Below are 15,687 nucleotides of genomic sequence, written 5' to 3'. Positions count from 1 at the left end.
GGGGGATTCATGCCATTTCTTGTTCTAATTGATTTTTTATTTTTTCCTGATGAGTGTAAGACCATCGCGAAGGGGTAAGATAACAACCTCTACCCTAGAATCTCTTGCTATTAAATCATTGAAAGCCCGAATGCCTTGAGTCTGATGGTCTCGGTCGTAGGCTGGGTCGATGACGTGGCCATCCCAAAGAGTATTGTCTGCAAGGATGTAGCCTCCAGGGTTCAGGATGCTCATAACCATTTCATACGTTTCTATATAGGTACGCTTATCGCCATCAACAAAAGCCATATCGAATTTTACGCCTAGTTGGGGCGCTTCTACGTTGGCATCACCGATGCGGAAGTCAATCTTATCGGCAACATTCGAACCTTCTATCCAGGGACGGGTAAAATCTTCCATCTCATCATTGATTTCGAAAGTGTAGAGTTTTCCACCTTCCTGCAATCCCTGGGCCAGGCAGATAGCACTATAGCCACTAAATGTGCCTACTTCCAGAATATTCTTCGGGCGAATCATCTCTACAAGCATCTTGAGAAGTCTGCCCTGAATATGGCCGCTAGCCATACGTCCATGGATAGTATGTATATTGGTGGCGCGGTAAAGACGATACAGATAATCGCCTTCAGGCTCTATATGCTGGCAGATATATTTGTCTATGAGTTCAGTCTCTGTCATAATCTGATGGATTTAGAGTAACGGAAATCTTACTCTTCTGTTTCTTTCTGTGCTAAGATTCCTGAAATGGCAAGTTCGTAAGAAGCCAGACCGAAACCGCAGATTACGCCCAGGCAAGCACAGGAAATATATGAATGATGGCGGAACTCTTCACGTTTATGCACATTAGAGATGTGTACTTCAACGCAAGGGCATTTCAAACTGCGAATACAATCCTGCAAGGCAATGCTGGTATGAGTATAGGCGCCAGCATTGAGTACTACACCATCATAGGAAAAACCTACTTCCTGCAGCTTGTTGATTAACTCGCCTTCAATGTTGCTCTGAAAGTACTCTATCTCAATATCAGGGAATTTCGCTTTCAGCTTAGGCAGATAACTCTCGAAAGAATTGCTGCCATAAATACCCGGTTCTCTTACACCAAGAAGGTTCAAGTTTGGACCATTAATAATTTGTATCTTCATATTTACTTGATTTTTAATCGTAATCCATATTTTTTTCGTATCTTTGCGGCAGAGATCTTTTGTACTCTCCTGTCTTATGCAAAGACGATGCAAAGATACAATAAATTAAGGAAACTGACAAAAAATGAGGAATGAAATTATAAAGAACTATATGAGATACCTCAAGTTGGGGCGTAATTTCTCCAAAAATACGTTGGATGCCTATTACCATGACTTGAATTTTCTCTTGGAGTATGCTGATAAGAACAATTTGGTGCTGACGGAAATGAAATTGGAAGACTTGGAGAATTTTTCTGCAAGTTTGCATGATCGTGGTGTTTCTGCTCGTTCGCAAGCTCGGATTTTGAGCGGAATCCGTTCTTTCTACCGGTATCTGGTGCTCGATGATTATATAAAAGACGATCCGACCGAATTACTGGTTTCTCCCCAAATAGGAAAGCATTTGCCGGAGTATTTATCTGTAGAAGAGGTTGACATGCTTGAAGCGGCTATCGATTTGGAAAAATGGGAGGGACAGCGTAATAAGGCGATTATAGAAACCCTGTTCTCCTGTGGCCTTCGCGTTTCGGAACTTGTGAATCTAAAGAAAAGCGATGTGTTTGAAGAAGAAAAGTTTATTAGGGTCATAGGTAAAGGTAACAAGGAACGCATCGTTCCTATTTCTGGCAAAGCTCTGAAAGAAATCAATCTTTGGTATATAGACCGGAATCTGATGACAATCAAGCCAGGTGAGGAAGACTATGTCTTCTTGAATCGTAGAGGTGCTCATCTCACACGCAATATGATACTTATCATGATAAAAAATGCGGCTTATGATGCAGGAATCAAGAAAACCATTTCTCCTCATACTTTACGCCATAGTTTTGCTACAGCCTTGTTGAAAGGTGGAGCCGATCTGAGGGTAATTCAGGCCTTGCTGGGGCATGAAGATATTGGAACCACAGAGATTTATACTCATCTTGAAACTTCAGATTTGCGCAGAGCTATCTTGGAACATCATCCTCGAAATATCAAATATAGTGAAGAAAACCAAGTGCTTGATTCAGATAAAACAGACAAAAGATGCCCGAATAACAGATAAAGCACAAGGAATTGACGTTTTTTATATAGGAATATGACAAAATCTGAAAAAATATGAGTAACTTTGCAGCCGCAAAATAATGAATATCAATAATTAATAGAAATAAAGTAAGAAAATATGGCATATTTGTTTTCATCAGAATCAGTTTCTGAAGGACATCCAGATAAAGTGGCTGATCAGATTTCAGATGCATTGCTTGACCAGTTTTTGGCTTACGATGACCACGCTCATTGCGCCATCGAAACCTTTTGTACTACTGGTCAGGTAGTAATCATGGGTGAGGTTCGCTCTAACGTTTATGTTGATTTGCAGACCATTGCCCGCAAGACTATCAAGAAAATCGGTTATACCAAGAGCGAATATCAGTTTGACGGCGACTCTTGTGGTGTGCTTACTGCTATCCATGAACAGAGCGATGATATTAACCGCGGTGTAAGTCGTGAGGAGGATGAGAATCAGGGTGCAGGCGATCAGGGTATGATGTTCGGTTATGCTACAACGGAAACCGAAAATTATATGCCGGTATCACTTGACTTGGCTCAGCTCATCATGCGTGTACTTGCAGATATCCGCAAGGAGGGCAAGGTGATGACTTATCTCCGTCCGGACTCTAAGAGCCAGGTAACTATCGAATACTCAGACGATAATATCCCACAGCGCATCGATACCATCGTAGTTTCTACCCAGCATGATGATTTTATCAAGAAGGCAAATGGTGAGGACGATGATGATGCTATGCTGGCAAAGATTCGTGAGGATGTAATCAATATCCTGATTCCAAGAGTAAAGACTCACCTGAGTGATAAGGTGTTGGCTCTCTTCAATGATGACATCAAGTACTTCGTAAACCCTACAGGTAAGTTTGTGATTGGTGGTCCTCATGGAGATACAGGTCTTACCGGTCGTAAGATTATTGTAGATACTTATGGAGGTAAGGGTGCCCATGGTGGTGGTGCCTTCTCTGGAAAGGATAGTAGTAAGGTTGACCGTTCTGCAGCTTATGCTGCCCGTTATATTGCAAAGAATATGGTTGCTGCCGGCGTTGCAGATGAAATGTTGGTTCAGGTAAGTTATGCTATCGGTGTGGCAGAACCGGTTAGTATCTATGTAAATACTTACGGCAGAAGCCATGTGAATATGACTGACGGCGAGATTGCAAAGAAAATTACAGAAATGTTTGATCTTCGTCCTAAAGCAATCGAGCGCCAGTTGAAGTTGCGCCAGCCAATGTTCCAGGAAACTGCGGCATATGGACACATGGGACGTAAGAATGAGATAGTAGAGAAAACCTTCACCAGCCGATATCATGAGGCTAAAACTGTGAAGGTAGAACTCTTTACATGGGAAAAATTAGATAAGGTAGACGAAATCAAGAAAGTTTTCGGACTTTAAGGAATGGTGCAACAGGCAGATTCGATACAGACAGATGCCGCACTTGAGGCTGAATCGCAACAGCAAGTGCTCAGGCAACATAGCAGCCAGCTCACACCCAAAGAGGTGTTGAGCTGGCTGCCTAAGAATGCAACGCCAGCTCAGCAGGACTCCATGATTAGGGCACATATCAAGCCCAGTGAGATTCATTGGAGCGAGATGCCGGATACATTACACTTGCCAGGACATAAGGCAGGTAAGAGTTTTAGGGATGTAAGTTTGCCACAATATTATCGTGAGTCATTCTTTTCAAAAGATTCTCTGTTTCATCCGGAATTAAAGGGTGGACGCTTAGGGGTGGCAGGTGATCCTGTTCCCTATACGGTAGCTGGTGATAGCTTTATTACTTCATTGCTGTTGGTCTGTTTTCTCTTGGCTTGTATAGCATTCTCTAAATCTAAGCATTTTGTTATACGCCAGGCAAAAACCTTCTTCCGTACTCCACGCATCGGTACAACAGAGGTGACGGAGACCAGTTCTGAAGTAAGATACCAGTTCTTCTTCGTGTTGCAGACCTGTCTTTTGCTGGCAATCGGGTATTTCATTTATTCGAAAGCATCTATCAGCGATACGTTTATCGTAGACCAATATCAGGTAATCAGTATATACGCTGGTTGTATGGGGGGCTATTTCTTGTTGAAGGCGTTCCTCTATGTGATTTCTGGTTGGGTATTCTTTGAAAAGAAAAAAAATGTACAATGGCTCAAGGCATACTTGTTCCTAATATCATGTCAAGGAGTGGCCTTGTTCCCAATGGTGATGCTTTTGTCGTATTTCGATTTCCCATTGCAAATTGCAGTGATATACACGTTGACTATCCTTGGATTAGTTAAATTGTTGGCTTTTTTGAAGGCTTACATTATCTTTTTTAGAAGAAATGGCGTGTTTCTGCAAATATTTTTGTACTTTTGTGCCCTTGAAGTGATACCCTTGTTCGCTCTTTGGGGTGGACTTGTGTTAATCAGTCATTATTTGAAAATAAACTTTTAAGACAAAATGATAAAGAAAATTTTAGTTTCTCAGCCAAAACCTGCAAGTGAGAAGTCTCCTTACTTCGATATCCAGGCTCAATATGGAGTAGAATGCGTGTTCCGTCCATTTTTTAAGGTAGAGGGGCTCTCTTCTAAAGAATTCCGTCAGCAGAAAATAAATTTGCTTGACTATACTGCTGTCGTATTTACATCTCGTCATGCAGTAGACAACTACTTTAAATTAGCTAAGGAGATGCGTATCACAATTCCTGAAGATATGAAATATTTCTGTGTGATAGAGACTATCGCTCTCTACATCCAAAAGTATGTTCAGTATCGCAAGCGTAAGGTGTTCTTTGGTGATACAGGTAAAATTGATGGGTTGATGGGACAGATGGCTCGCCATAAAACCGAGAAATATCTGGTACCATTAAGCAGTGTTCATAATGATGATATTGCCAACTTGCTTGATGAGAAAAAACTCAATCATACAGAATGTGTAATGTATCGTACTGTAAGCAATGATTTCTCAGAAGAGGAAATCAAGAACTTCGATTATGATATGATGCTTTTCTTTAGCCCAACAGGTGTAAAGGCTCTGAAGAAGAATTTCCCTAATTTTGAACAAGGGAATATCGCTGTTGGCGCTTTTGGTCCTGCTACAGCAAAAACGGTTGAAGATGAGGGCTTACGCCTTGATCTGGAGGCTCCTAATAAAGCTTTTCCATCTATGACAGGTGCCTTGGCAGATTATCTGAAACGTCATAATAAATAGGAAATATTTAATAGAATAGATATGTCAACAGACAGAAATAAAACATTCGGAAAGAAAGAGCATCTATGTAAACTGACACTTATAGAACAGCTCTTTGGAGGTGGTGCTAAAGCAATGACGGCATGGCCTATGAGAATGGTGTTTCTTCTTGTTGACAAGAAAGATGAGCAAGCCCCTTCTGTTCAAGTTCTTATCAGTGTATCAAAGCGTTATTTTAAGCACGCAGTAAAGCGCAATCGGGTAAAGCGACAGATACGTGAAGCTTTTCGTTATCAAAAACAAGAGCTGGAGACTTGTATGCAGAATTATGTTGGAAAACAATTGCTTGTGGCTTTTGTTTGGCAAACAGAACAATTGCAGCCTTCAAAGCTGGTTTCAACCAAAATGACTAAACTTTTGGATAGATTGGTTGATAATATCAAGGAGATGCAATCTGAAACAGTCATGAAAGAGAGCAGTTTATGATGAAGATTCTCTTTATGATTGCACATGGCATGAGAAAGGTGTTGGTATGGATTCTTATACTGCCGATATTGTTTTACCAGAAGTGTATTACTCCTTATACGCCACCTTCCTGTCGCTTTCAGCCCACTTGCTCAGAGTATGCGAGACAAGCCATCCTGAAGCATGGTCCCTTTAAGGGACTGGCTTTGGCTGTTTGGCGCATCTTAAGATGCAATCCTTGGGGTGGTTCGGGTTATGATCCCGTACCGTAAGTTTCCGACTGTATTGTTGGGCCCCTTATACATATTATATAATATAATAAAAAATCATATTCTATGGCAAAAAATTTTGTTGAAGAATTGAAATGGCGTGGTATGCTGGCGCAGATAATGCCAGGTACTGAGGAATATCTCAACACCCACATGGTGTCTGCCTATCTCGGAACTGACCCTACTGCAGACTCTCTGCACATCGGTCACCTTTGTGGTATCATGATGTTGCGCCACTTGCAGCGTTGTGGCCATAAGCCTTATCTCCTCGTCGGCGGTGCCACGGGTATGATTGGCGACCCTTCTGGCAAGAGCCAGGAGCGCAATCTTCTCGATTCAGAGACTCTCTATCATAACCAGGAAGCTATCAAGAAGCAGGTATCTAAGTTCCTCGACTTCGATGGCAATGAGCCTAACAAGGCGGAGTTGGTGAACAACTACGACTGGATGAAGGACTTCACCTTCCTCGATTTCGCTCGTGTGGTTGGTAAGCATATCACTGTAAACTACATGATGGCGAAGGATAGCGTGCAGAAGCGCTTGAACGGTGAGGCTCGCGACGGCTTGTCTTTCACTGAGTTTACCTATCAGTTGCTCCAGGGCTACGACTTCCTCTATCAGTATGAGAAGTATGGTGTTCGTCTCCAGTTGGGTGGTAACGACCAGTGGGGTAACATGACTACCGGTACTGAGCTGATTCACCGCACATTGGGTAACGACGCAGAGTGCTTCTGCCTCACTTGTCCTTTGATTACCAAGGCAGACGGCAAGAAGTTCGGTAAGACAGAGAGCGGTAACATCTGGTTGGACCGTAACCGCACTACTCCTTACGCTTTCTACCAGTTCTGGTTGAACGTAAGCGATGACGATGCCGAGAAGTACATCAAGATCTTCACAGACCTTGACAAGGAGACTATCGATGCTCTCGTAGAGGAGCACAAGCAGGACCCAGGCCGCCGTGTACTTCAGAAGCGTCTGGCTGAGGAGGTTACCATAATGGTTCACTCTCAGGAGGATTTGGATATGGCTATCGCAGCCAGCAACATCCTCTTCGGTAAGGCTACCAAGGAGAACTTGGCACAGCTCGATGAGGCAACATTGAACGATGTATTCGCCAATGTTCCTCACTACGACCTCGACAAGAACCTGCTCGGTGGAACTGCTGTAGATCTCTTCAATCAGGAGGGCATGCAGATTTTCCCAAGCAAGAGCGAGATGCGCAAGCTCGTTAAGGGTGGTGGCGTTTCACTCAACAAGGAGAAGCTCAATGCATTCGACCAGGTAATTACTGCTGAAGACCTGATTGACGGCAAGTATCTTTTGGTTCAGAAAGGTAAGAAGAACTACTTCTTGATTACCGTTAAGTAATCGTTAAAAGTATTGAAAATATTTGGTAGTGGAGAAAAAATCCACTACCTTTGTAGCCGATTTGCTTGTCCTATGGTGTAATGGTAGCACTACAGTTTTTGGTTCTGTCAGTGGTGGTTCGAATCCGCCTGGGACAACAGGTCATAAATAACCCTTCAAATCCGCAAAGACTTGAAGGGTTATTTTGTTATATAAGAGTTTAGTTTAGGTAGAGAAAGTTTATGCAAGAGATAGACTTGATATTTCAGCAGTATTATCGTCCGCTATGTCTTTATGCCACTCATTATCTGCATGATATCGATGAGGCTGAAGACGTGGTGCAGGATTGTTTTGTGAAATTGATAAGTAGAAGCATCATGCCGGAAAACATCAAGGCTTTCTTATATATCTCTGTGCGCAATGCCTGCATCGACCGGTTGCGCTGCCAGTCTCCGATAGATACGGAGATTTCTCCTACCGATTTATGTGGCGTGATTTCTGATGACCAAGCACAGGAAAGTTCTTTCCGGGAGGCAGAATTGTGGACGGCTATCGAGTTATTACCCGAACGATGCAGGGAAATCTTCCTGATGAGCAAGCGTGACGGAATGACTTATCGGGAGATAGCTGAAGAACTGAACCTGTCGGAAAAGACCGTGGAGCATCAGATTTCCAAGGCTTTAAAGACCTTACGAGGCAAGAAAGATGATTTTCTTGCAGATTTTTTCTATATTTTACCTTTCATCCATGGGGGTTTTCTGTAATTTTTGCGTTATAGCAATAAAAGAATGAATAAAAGTACAGTTATGAAAGGTAAAGAGATTATTTTTGCGCTCTCAATTCTAGCCTTGCCAGCTCCAATGTTGGCAGGCACGCCGAAGATGATGGTGGAGGCTCAGACTTCTACCACCATCCGTCAGCAGATGGATTGGCTGCACCGCATCAGGAAAATCAACTTCGTCTATGATTCATCGCTTGATGGGGAATTGAACATCAAGTATAATGGACCAGACATTCAGCATCTTTCGGTGAAGAAGGCACTGAAGGCGCTTTTCGAGAAAACTCATATTCTATATAATATCAATGCGAACTATGTGATATTGAAGCGAAAACCCGTACAACAAATATCAACATCTTACACGAATATCAATCACAAAGTTCAGCAGGTTCAGCGTCGCCACACTCTCAGCGGATACGTCCGTGACGAGAGTGGCGAATCGCTGATTAATGCTACCATCTATGATCTGACGGATGGCATCGGTACAACTACCAATGAATATGGTTTCTTTTCGCTTACCCTGCCTGAAGGCGAGCACCAGCTTCGCTTTTCGTATGTGGGCTATGCCGACAAGGTAGAGAAGCTGAATCTCTCGAAAGATATGCATCATAATATGGCACTCCGTGTTGATGGTAAATTGCCTGAGGTGGTGGTAGATGGCGACTTGAACTCTCCGCTTCTGACCACACAAACCGGCAAGCGCTCCTTTTCGAACAAGGATATCAAGACAGAGTTTGCCCTGATGTCTTCACCGGATGTAGTGAAGACCCTGCAGCGTGTGAGTGGAGTGGCAGAAGGACAGGAGTTGGCAAGCGGACTCTATGTGCATGGCGGCAATGGCGATGAGAACCTTTATCTGATAGATGGTACTCCGCTTTATGATACGAATCATGCGCTGGGGCTTTTCTCCAGTTTCAATGCCGATGTGGTGAAAAACGTGGATTTCTACAAGAGCGGCTTTCCTGCACGATATGGTGGAAGATTGTCGTCGGTGGTGGATGTGCGTACAGCCGATGGAAACATGAATCAGTTTCATGGTGCCTATCGCATCGGACTGCTCGATGCCAGTGTGCAGTTTGAGGGACCTATCCGGAAAGGCAAGACCTCTTATAATATAGGTATGCGCCGTTCCTGGATGGATCTGCTGTCCCGTCCCTTGACCAAGGCTTTCTCTGATCCAGACGATAAACTCTCGATAGGTTATTACTTCATGGACCTGAATGCCAAGGTAACCCATCGTTTCAACGACCGTTCGAAGATAGACTTGAGTCTCTATCACGGAAAAGACAGCTGGGATGTGAAGGATGATTTTGATCAAAGTAAGGCAGATGGGTATCAACCCAACCAAAGCTATGACAAGGACTTGACGAAGTCGCAGCTGGATTGGGGAAACTTTAATGTTGCACTCAACTGGAACTACCTGTTCTCTCCGAAGCTCTTTTCAAACATTACAGCGGTGTATTCCCATAATCGTTCCAAGTTGTATTCCTTTGATGATGATCGTTATATCAATCCTTCGGGAGAGAATGCCACTTCTGTCACTCACTTGGAGCATGGTTATACCTCAACGATTTATGATGCGGGCTATCGTCTGGCATTCGATTACCGTCCGAACCCTCGTCATCATTTCCGTTTTGGAAGCGACTATACGATGCATCTCTTTCGCCCCCAGACAGCTATGCAATTGGATTATACTGGATATGAGGGAAATGCATCAGCCCAAGTTGATACCATCCGAATGAATAGTAGTAATCGTCATGTGGCGCATGAGTGGACGGTATACGCAGAGGATGAAATCAATATCAACCGCAACTGGAGTATGAATGTTGGCTTCAATATGGGCCTTTTTCATATCAGTAACAAGAACTTCTTGAATATCGACCCACGTTTTGCCCTGAAATATCAACTGAGCAATGAGGTGTCGCTGAAGGCTTCCTTTACTCAGATGACCCAGTATGTGCATAAGGTCTCTAACAGCTACTTGTCCTTGCCTACGGATTATTGGGTACCGACTACCCGAAATCTGAAGCCAATGCGTTCTTATCAGTTTGCGGCAGGAATCTATGCCCAGCCCAACCGCCATTGGCTTCTGTCGTTCGAAGGGTATTACAAGTTGTCCAAGCATCTGCTTCAATACAGCAGTTGGGTAGGCATAGAGCCGCCTGCTGAGCATTGGGATTCGCAAGTGATGGATGGCAAGGGGCTCTTCTATGGCGTTGAGGCTGATGCCACTTATCGCACCAATCATCTGACTTTGAGTGGTTCTTATACGCTCTCTTGGAACAAGCGAAAGTATGATGACTTCTATCAGGATTGGTATTACGACAAGTTTGACAACCGCCATAAGTTGAATCTGTCCTTGCGGTATGCGTTTAACAAGAAGGTGAGTTGCTTTGCGGTCTGGAACTATCACACGGGCAATCATGCCACGGTGCCAACCCAGTTGGCGGCATTGCCAAGCTTGCCAGGTCAAGAAGGCAAGTATTACAGGAATTGGTGGAATTCCGCCTCTTATGTCTATGCCATCCCCAATAATTTGACGCTTCCAGCTTATCATCGCTTGGACTTGGGATTCGATTTCCGTCATGTCACCAAGCATGGACATGAGCGCATTTGGAATTTGAGCATCTATAATGCTTATTGCCATCTCAACTCGATGTACGTCAAGGTGGACTATAATGGGGTTACGCAGCAGTTTGAGGCGAAAAACAAGGGATTTATTCCAATAATACCTTCATTTAGCTATACTATCAAGTTTTAAAACAAAAGAAATTTCATTGGATATGAATACAAATCATAGAAGAATAAAAATCAATGTAAGTTGGAGATGGGGACTGTTCTTCTGTTTGATGAGCGTTGTCTTTTCTTCTTGCATAGATGATTTTGATGTGAAGAAGCTGCAAGATACTCCCCGATTGGTACTTTATTGTTTTCCAACGGAGGGAGATACCACACTTATCGTTGTAACGAAAAGCTTGCCCGTTTCTTCTTTCAAAGGAGATATAGATACCCAATCACGTTTAACCGTGGATGCAAGTGTCGTATATAAGGTAAATGGAATGCCACAGGAGGTGAAACGTATCGAAAACATGAAGGAAGCGCAGTCCTTTTCTCAAGTTTCCGATAGTTGGTCTCTTTCTACCCTAATAGGACAGTATTATGCCGTAGGAAAGCAGAAGGCTGGAGATAAGATTGAGGTCCAGGTATCGGCAGATGGTCTCTCCGAGGTTTCTGCTTCGACTTCCATTCCCGAGAAGGTTGATGTAAATATAGGTGACATCCATTTGAAAGAGAAATCGTCGGATCATGATGTTTATTTCTCGGTAGATAAGTTGGAAGCGACTTTTAGTGACCCTGCTTCAACCACGGATTATTATTCTGTGAAGGTAACTCGCAAGCAGAAATATGGAAACTTGAAAGGTGTTCCCAAAGAAGGCAATAGATGGCAACATGATGTTTATGCTAATAATTACCAAGATTACCTTAATTATTTGGGTAGGGAGGATGAATATGAATGGTGTTTTGATAGTTTGGCATCAAATATTGTTTGGCCTGAGATGGTGACCACCAGTGAGCCATTGATTAACAAGAAGTCAGAGTTGGATTATGATTTCGGCTTTGACGAATACAAATACTTTGATGATGTTTATATCTTCAATGACCGGACGATAAATGGACAGACCTATACGATGCATTTGGAAGTGAACAGTAATGATTCTTATTGGCACACGTATGATGGTTGGGACCGTTTGTTTGGCTTTACTTATAATGTACAACTTTGCAAGGTTACTCCAGAGTACTATCGCTTCTTGAAGAGCATTAACGATGCGCAGAGCAATAGTTGGGCGGACGCTGGATTGATGCAGGTGACACCTACTTATTCGAACGTAAAAGGTGGTTTCGGTGTAGTGGCAGGATTTAATGTCTGTGAAGCATCGAAGTATATCGCCCCATTGCCATCGGCACCATCGGATAATCAAGGTGGAATATATACCAAATAAAAAAGGTGAGGAGTATGAAAAGAAGTCTTTTTATCATTTTAGGTACCTTGTGCTTTGCCATTGCCGGCAAGGCACAGATTACAGGACAATTTTAAAGGAAGAAAGGGATTCTATGATGAAGATCAACAAGAATGAACAGGAATTTGTGCTGAAGTATTTTCAGCCGAGCAAGCTGGATACCAGGAAGGCTTTGCTGAAAGTGAAGGCTCGGGTTGGCATCGCTGATGAAGAGGTTTCGCATGCTGCAACTGTATCTTTACGCATGCGTCGCATCCGCTGGATAGCTGTGGCTGCATCTATTCTGGTGATCTTCACCATAGGAGCCTATACGCTTTTGCAGCCAAAGACGGTGACGCTTTCTGCTGATTCAGAAGTAGTGGCGTATCATCTGCCTGATGGAACGAAGGTTTCGTTGATGCCTCATTCTTCTCTTTCCTATCAGGAAGATGATTGCAGACAGGTGGAGATGAAGGGCTGCATCTATTATCAGGTGAAGCATGATGAACAGCATCCTTTCGATGTGATGGGAGAGCATGGACACGTAAGAGTGCTCGGTACCCAGTTTATGGTGGATGAAAGAACGGATGCTCCCGAAGTGATGGTAACCAGCGGAAAGGTGCTTTTCACAGCTCGTAACTCTGAAGATGGTGTCTTCCTGATTAAAGGCAAGCGGGCACGTCTGTTGAAAGGGGCTGCCCAGCCAGAGTTGTTGGCTGATTACGATATCAATGATGTGGCATGGGCTACCCATCGCCTGCATTTCGACAATACTCCATTATCCGAAGTATTGGAGGAACTTTCTAAATTATCTGGTACAAGCTATACGGCTTCTGATGAGAGCAAGCGTCTGACGGGTGATTTTGATACGAATTCCATCCAACAGGTCATCCAAGTAATAGAAGAAACATTGGGTGTTCAGATAAGATAAGTGTGTGAATAAAACATAGTAAAAAGGGACAAACTTAGGAAAAGCAGTCAATAAAATGAGAAAATAAGTAAAAAGGGTGCATCTTTCGTATTGATTTAGGGTGATATTCAAAATTATTTTGTATCTTTGCCCTCGTAACAAATCAAACAATTTATAAAAAATAAAATTATGGACTTTAATAAACTATTCTCATTAGAGGGTAAAGTAGCCCTCGTTACAGGTGCCGCTTATGGTATCGGGTTTGCTATGGCTGAGGCTTATGCCAAAGCTGGTGCTAAGATTGCTTTCAATTGCCGCAGCCAGCACCACATGGATCAGGCTCTTGCAGATTACAAAGCAAAGGGTATTGAGGCAAAGGGTTATATCTGTGATGTAACAGACGAGGAACAGGTGAAAAACATGGTAGCTGACATCGAGAAGGAACTTGGTGTTATTGATATTTTGGTAAACAACGCAGGTATTATCAAGCGTATTCCTATGACAGAGATGTCTGTAGATGACTTCAAGCAGGTTATTGACATTGACCTCACTGCACCTTTCATCGTATCTAAGGCAGTTATCCCTGGTATGATCAAGAAGGGTCATGGTAAGATTATCAACATCTGCTCTATGATGAGCGAGCTGGGCCGTGAGACTGTTTCTGCATACGCAGCTGCCAAGGGTGGCTTGAAGATGTTGACACGTAACATCTGCTCAGAGTATGGTGAGTACAACATCCAGTGCAATGGCTTGGGCCCTGGTTACATCGCAACTCCTCAGACAGCACCTCTCCGTGAGCGTCAGCCAGATGGTAGCCGTCATCCATTCGACAGCTTTATCTGTGCAAAGACTCCTGCAGGTCGCTGGTTGGAACCAGAAGAGTTGACTGGTCCTGCTGTTTTCTTGGCTTCAGATGCTTCTAATGCAGTGAATGGTCACATTCTCTATGTAGATGGTGGTATCTTGGCATATATCGGAAAGCAGCCAAAATAAAGGATCAAACATGAAGATTTAAATTTGAATAAACTTGAATAGAATAAAAAAAATATAGGGCAGCCATAAAGGACTGCCCTATATTTATAATTAAAATAATCTTTACAATTATTTGTTGATTGCATCTGCAAGCTCAGCACCAGCCTTGAACTTAGCAACCTTTTTAGCTGCAATCTGGATCTTCTCCTTAGTAGCTGGATTGATACCCTCACGAGCAGGACGCTCGTTAATGCTGAATGTACCGAAACCTACCAACTGGATCTTGTCACCTGCAATGAGGGCTTCCTTCAATGCGTTTGTTGTAGCTTCAAGAGCGGCCTTAGCCTGTGCCTTTGTAATCTCAGCACCTGCTGCAATCTTGTCAATCAATTCTGTCTTGTTCATAATTTTTCGTTATTAAATGAATAATATTGTTGTTTCTTAGTTGAATTCGTTTACAAATATAGCTTTTTCTTGTGAAAGTTCAAATAAAAAAAGCAGAAAAGTGATGAAATTATTGAAATTTAAGTGTAATAAGTCTATTTTTTGGTGTTTTCACGGATATTTTTCGTAATTTTGTCGCCAAAATACAAATATTATTCAGATTATTAAACTGTTTATAGAAATAAAGTTATGCGCAATATTCCAATTGTAACAAAGAATTTGCTGATAGTGAATGTAGTAGCATTCCTGGCATGCATGCTGATGGACAAGAGTATGGGTGGCGGTTCTGGCCTGACAGATATGTTTGGGCTTCATTTCTTCCTGGCATCCGATTTCCATATTTATCAGTTAGTTACCTACATGTTTATGCATGGTGGTTTCCAGCATATTCTCTTTAATATGTTTGCCTTATGGATGTTTGGCTGTGTGGTTGAAAGAGTTTGGGGACCAAAGAAATTCCTTTTTTATTACATAGCGTGTGGAGTGGGAGCAGGTTTGTTCCAGGAAGCTGCACAGTATATTACCTATGTGGCAAAGGATATGGCAGCTTATGATTATGTTAGTGTTAATGGAGCCAGAATAACAATGGAGCAATATCTGAACCTATGGACTACCGTGGGTGCTTCAGGAGCTATTTATGCCATATTGCTTGCCTTTGGTATGATTTATCCAAACGAGCGTCTCTTCATTTTCCCGTTGCCAGTTCCTATTAAAGCTAAATTCTTCGTGATAGGCTATGCTGTCATTGAATTGGTTTCAACATTCTCTCTCTCTGATGACGGTGTGGCTCATATTGCCCATTTGGGAGGTATGGTCTTTGGATTCTTCCTGATCCGTTATTGGCGTAAGCAGATTGGTAATGGTTACTATCAGTCTAATTCTGCTGATGCATTCGATAAGTTGAAAGGTATGTTCGGCGGAAAGCGTCGGGCTGGTAGAACGCATTTTACTTATACCAAGAATGAATCTTATAATCCGACTTATGAACAGGATGCTGAATGTAAGACCAATGAAAAGGTCGTATCTCAGGAAGAGATAGATAGGATCTTGGATAAGATAAGGAAAAGCGGTTATGATAGCTTGACTCAGAGTGAAAAGCAGATGCTCTTTGATCAGAGTAATAAGTAG

General features: G+C 42.7%; 16 protein-coding genes and 1 tRNA gene. 14 read left to right on the top strand and 3 right to left on the bottom strand.

The window, feature by feature from the left end; translation table 11 throughout:
- Positions 1 to 36: 36 nt before the first annotated feature.
- Together FO447_RS11690 and aroQ are read right to left on the bottom strand one after the other, a co-directional pair.
- On the bottom strand, positions 37 to 675 hold the full coding sequence (locus FO447_RS11690; protein ID WP_118079558.1) for an O-methyltransferase: 639 nt from the start codon (positions 673 to 675) through the stop codon (positions 37 to 39).
- Positions 676 to 704: 29 nt separating this feature from the next.
- Entirely contained in the window at positions 705 to 1,139 is a 435-nt protein-coding gene (aroQ, locus tag FO447_RS11685) for a type II 3-dehydroquinate dehydratase (RefSeq protein ID WP_006848094.1), read from the bottom strand.
- A gap of 124 nt (positions 1,140 to 1,263) precedes the next feature.
- On the opposite strand from aroQ, the gene xerA reads away from it, so the two are divergent.
- The 13 genes from xerA (at position 1,264) to FO447_RS11620 (ending at position 14,136) form a co-directional block, all read left to right on the top strand.
- On the top strand, positions 1,264 to 2,220 hold the full coding sequence (gene xerA, locus FO447_RS11680; protein ID WP_022121521.1) for a site-specific tyrosine recombinase/integron integrase: 957 nt from the start codon (positions 1,264 to 1,266) through the stop codon (positions 2,218 to 2,220).
- A 117-nt stretch (positions 2,221 to 2,337) separates the two neighbouring features.
- Positions 2,338 to 3,612 (top strand): methionine adenosyltransferase, encoded by a 1,275-nt coding sequence (gene metK, locus FO447_RS11675; RefSeq protein WP_200756465.1) that lies wholly within the window; start codon positions 2,338 to 2,340, stop codon positions 3,610 to 3,612.
- 3 nt (positions 3,613 to 3,615) lie between these two features.
- The gene (locus FO447_RS11670) at positions 3,616 to 4,641 is read left to right on the top strand and encodes a DUF4271 domain-containing protein (RefSeq protein ID WP_118253667.1); all 1,026 of its coding nucleotides are present in this window, start codon (positions 3,616 to 3,618) and stop codon (positions 4,639 to 4,641) included.
- Between the two features lie 6 nt (positions 4,642 to 4,647).
- Positions 4,648 to 5,397 (top strand): uroporphyrinogen-III synthase, encoded by a 750-nt coding sequence (locus FO447_RS11665; protein WP_117587228.1) that lies wholly within the window; start codon positions 4,648 to 4,650, stop codon positions 5,395 to 5,397.
- A gap of 21 nt (positions 5,398 to 5,418) precedes the next feature.
- Complete coding sequence (rnpA, locus tag FO447_RS11660) at positions 5,419 to 5,862, top strand: ribonuclease P protein component (RefSeq protein WP_117693277.1); 444 nt, start codon at positions 5,419 to 5,421, stop codon at positions 5,860 to 5,862.
- Entirely contained in the window at positions 5,862 to 6,113 is a 252-nt protein-coding gene (gene yidD, locus FO447_RS11655; protein ID WP_040553354.1) for a membrane protein insertion efficiency factor YidD, read from the top strand. Before rnpA ends, yidD begins: the two co-directional genes overlap by 1 nt.
- A gap of 63 nt (positions 6,114 to 6,176) precedes the next feature.
- Positions 6,177 to 7,478 carry a tyrosine--tRNA ligase gene (gene tyrS / locus FO447_RS11650; protein ID WP_117693279.1) on the top strand — a complete coding sequence of 434 codons (1,302 nt, stop codon included), beginning with the start codon at positions 6,177 to 6,179 and terminating at the stop codon, positions 7,476 to 7,478.
- Between the two features lie 66 nt (positions 7,479 to 7,544).
- Positions 7,545 to 7,615, top strand: a tRNA-Gln gene (locus FO447_RS11645).
- Between the two features lie 84 nt (positions 7,616 to 7,699).
- Entirely contained in the window at positions 7,700 to 8,221 is a 522-nt protein-coding gene (locus FO447_RS11640; RefSeq protein WP_200756464.1) for an RNA polymerase sigma-70 factor, read from the top strand.
- A 24-nt stretch (positions 8,222 to 8,245) separates the two neighbouring features.
- Positions 8,246 to 10,996: a TonB-dependent receptor gene (locus FO447_RS11635; protein ID WP_234698998.1), complete on the top strand. Its 2,751-nt coding sequence runs from the start codon at positions 8,246 to 8,248 to the stop codon at positions 10,994 to 10,996.
- 22 nt (positions 10,997 to 11,018) lie between these two features.
- Positions 11,019 to 12,236 carry a DUF4249 domain-containing protein gene (locus tag FO447_RS11630; RefSeq protein WP_200756463.1) on the top strand — a complete coding sequence of 406 codons (1,218 nt, stop codon included), beginning with the start codon at positions 11,019 to 11,021 and terminating at the stop codon, positions 12,234 to 12,236.
- 112 nt (positions 12,237 to 12,348) lie between these two features.
- Positions 12,349 to 13,164 carry a FecR family protein gene (locus FO447_RS11625; protein WP_200756462.1) on the top strand — a complete coding sequence of 272 codons (816 nt, stop codon included), beginning with the start codon at positions 12,349 to 12,351 and terminating at the stop codon, positions 13,162 to 13,164.
- Positions 13,165 to 13,332: 168 nt separating this feature from the next.
- Positions 13,333 to 14,136: a gluconate 5-dehydrogenase gene (locus FO447_RS11620; protein WP_200756460.1), complete on the top strand. Its 804-nt coding sequence runs from the start codon at positions 13,333 to 13,335 to the stop codon at positions 14,134 to 14,136.
- 108 nt (positions 14,137 to 14,244) lie between these two features.
- Here FO447_RS11620 and FO447_RS11615 read toward each other — a convergent pair whose 3' ends face one another.
- Positions 14,245 to 14,520 carry an HU family DNA-binding protein gene (locus FO447_RS11615; protein ID WP_006848085.1) on the bottom strand — a complete coding sequence of 92 codons (276 nt, stop codon included), beginning with the start codon at positions 14,518 to 14,520 and terminating at the stop codon, positions 14,245 to 14,247.
- A gap of 228 nt (positions 14,521 to 14,748) precedes the next feature.
- On the opposite strand from FO447_RS11615, the gene FO447_RS11610 reads away from it, so the two are divergent.
- Positions 14,749 to 15,687: a rhomboid family intramembrane serine protease gene (locus FO447_RS11610; RefSeq protein WP_118064749.1), complete on the top strand. Its 939-nt coding sequence runs from the start codon at positions 14,749 to 14,751 to the stop codon at positions 15,685 to 15,687.

The organism is Segatella copri, from assembly GCF_015074785.1.
Taxonomy (GTDB): domain Bacteria; phylum Bacteroidota; class Bacteroidia; order Bacteroidales; family Bacteroidaceae; genus Prevotella.
Note: the sequence above shows the minus strand (reverse complement) of the source record. Positions and strands in the feature narration are given on the sequence as shown.

Excerpts from the sequence above, each read along its gene's own strand:
- FO447_RS11665 (WP_117587228.1), top strand. The coding sequence starts at position 4,648 with ATGATAAAGAAAATTTTAGTTTCTCAGCCAAAACCTGCAAGTGAGAAG.
- FO447_RS11640 (WP_200756464.1), top strand. The coding sequence starts at position 7,700 with ATGCAAGAGATAGACTTGATATTTCAGCAGTATTATCGTCCGCTATGT.
- FO447_RS11615 (WP_006848085.1), bottom strand. The coding sequence starts at position 14,520 with ATGAACAAGACAGAATTGATTGACAAGATTGCAGCAGGTGCTGAGATT.
- tyrS (WP_117693279.1), top strand. The coding sequence starts at position 6,177 with ATGGCAAAAAATTTTGTTGAAGAATTGAAATGGCGTGGTATGCTGGCG.
- rnpA (WP_117693277.1), top strand. The coding sequence starts at position 5,419 with ATGTCAACAGACAGAAATAAAACATTCGGAAAGAAAGAGCATCTATGT.
- aroQ (WP_006848094.1), bottom strand. The coding sequence starts at position 1,139 with ATGAAGATACAAATTATTAATGGTCCAAACTTGAACCTTCTTGGTGTA.
- yidD (WP_040553354.1), top strand. The coding sequence starts at position 5,862 with ATGAAGATTCTCTTTATGATTGCACATGGCATGAGAAAGGTGTTGGTA.
- FO447_RS11670 (WP_118253667.1), top strand. The coding sequence starts at position 3,616 with ATGGTGCAACAGGCAGATTCGATACAGACAGATGCCGCACTTGAGGCT.
- FO447_RS11635 (WP_234698998.1), top strand. The coding sequence starts at position 8,246 with ATGAATAAAAGTACAGTTATGAAAGGTAAAGAGATTATTTTTGCGCTC.
- FO447_RS11630 (WP_200756463.1), top strand. The coding sequence starts at position 11,019 with ATGAATACAAATCATAGAAGAATAAAAATCAATGTAAGTTGGAGATGG.
- FO447_RS11625 (WP_200756462.1), top strand. The coding sequence starts at position 12,349 with ATGATGAAGATCAACAAGAATGAACAGGAATTTGTGCTGAAGTATTTT.
- FO447_RS11620 (WP_200756460.1), top strand. The coding sequence starts at position 13,333 with ATGGACTTTAATAAACTATTCTCATTAGAGGGTAAAGTAGCCCTCGTT.
- FO447_RS11690 (WP_118079558.1), bottom strand. The coding sequence starts at position 675 with ATGACAGAGACTGAACTCATAGACAAATATATCTGCCAGCATATAGAG.
- FO447_RS11610 (WP_118064749.1), top strand. The coding sequence starts at position 14,749 with ATGCGCAATATTCCAATTGTAACAAAGAATTTGCTGATAGTGAATGTA.
- metK (WP_200756465.1), top strand. The coding sequence starts at position 2,338 with ATGGCATATTTGTTTTCATCAGAATCAGTTTCTGAAGGACATCCAGAT.
- xerA (WP_022121521.1), top strand. The coding sequence starts at position 1,264 with ATGAGGAATGAAATTATAAAGAACTATATGAGATACCTCAAGTTGGGG.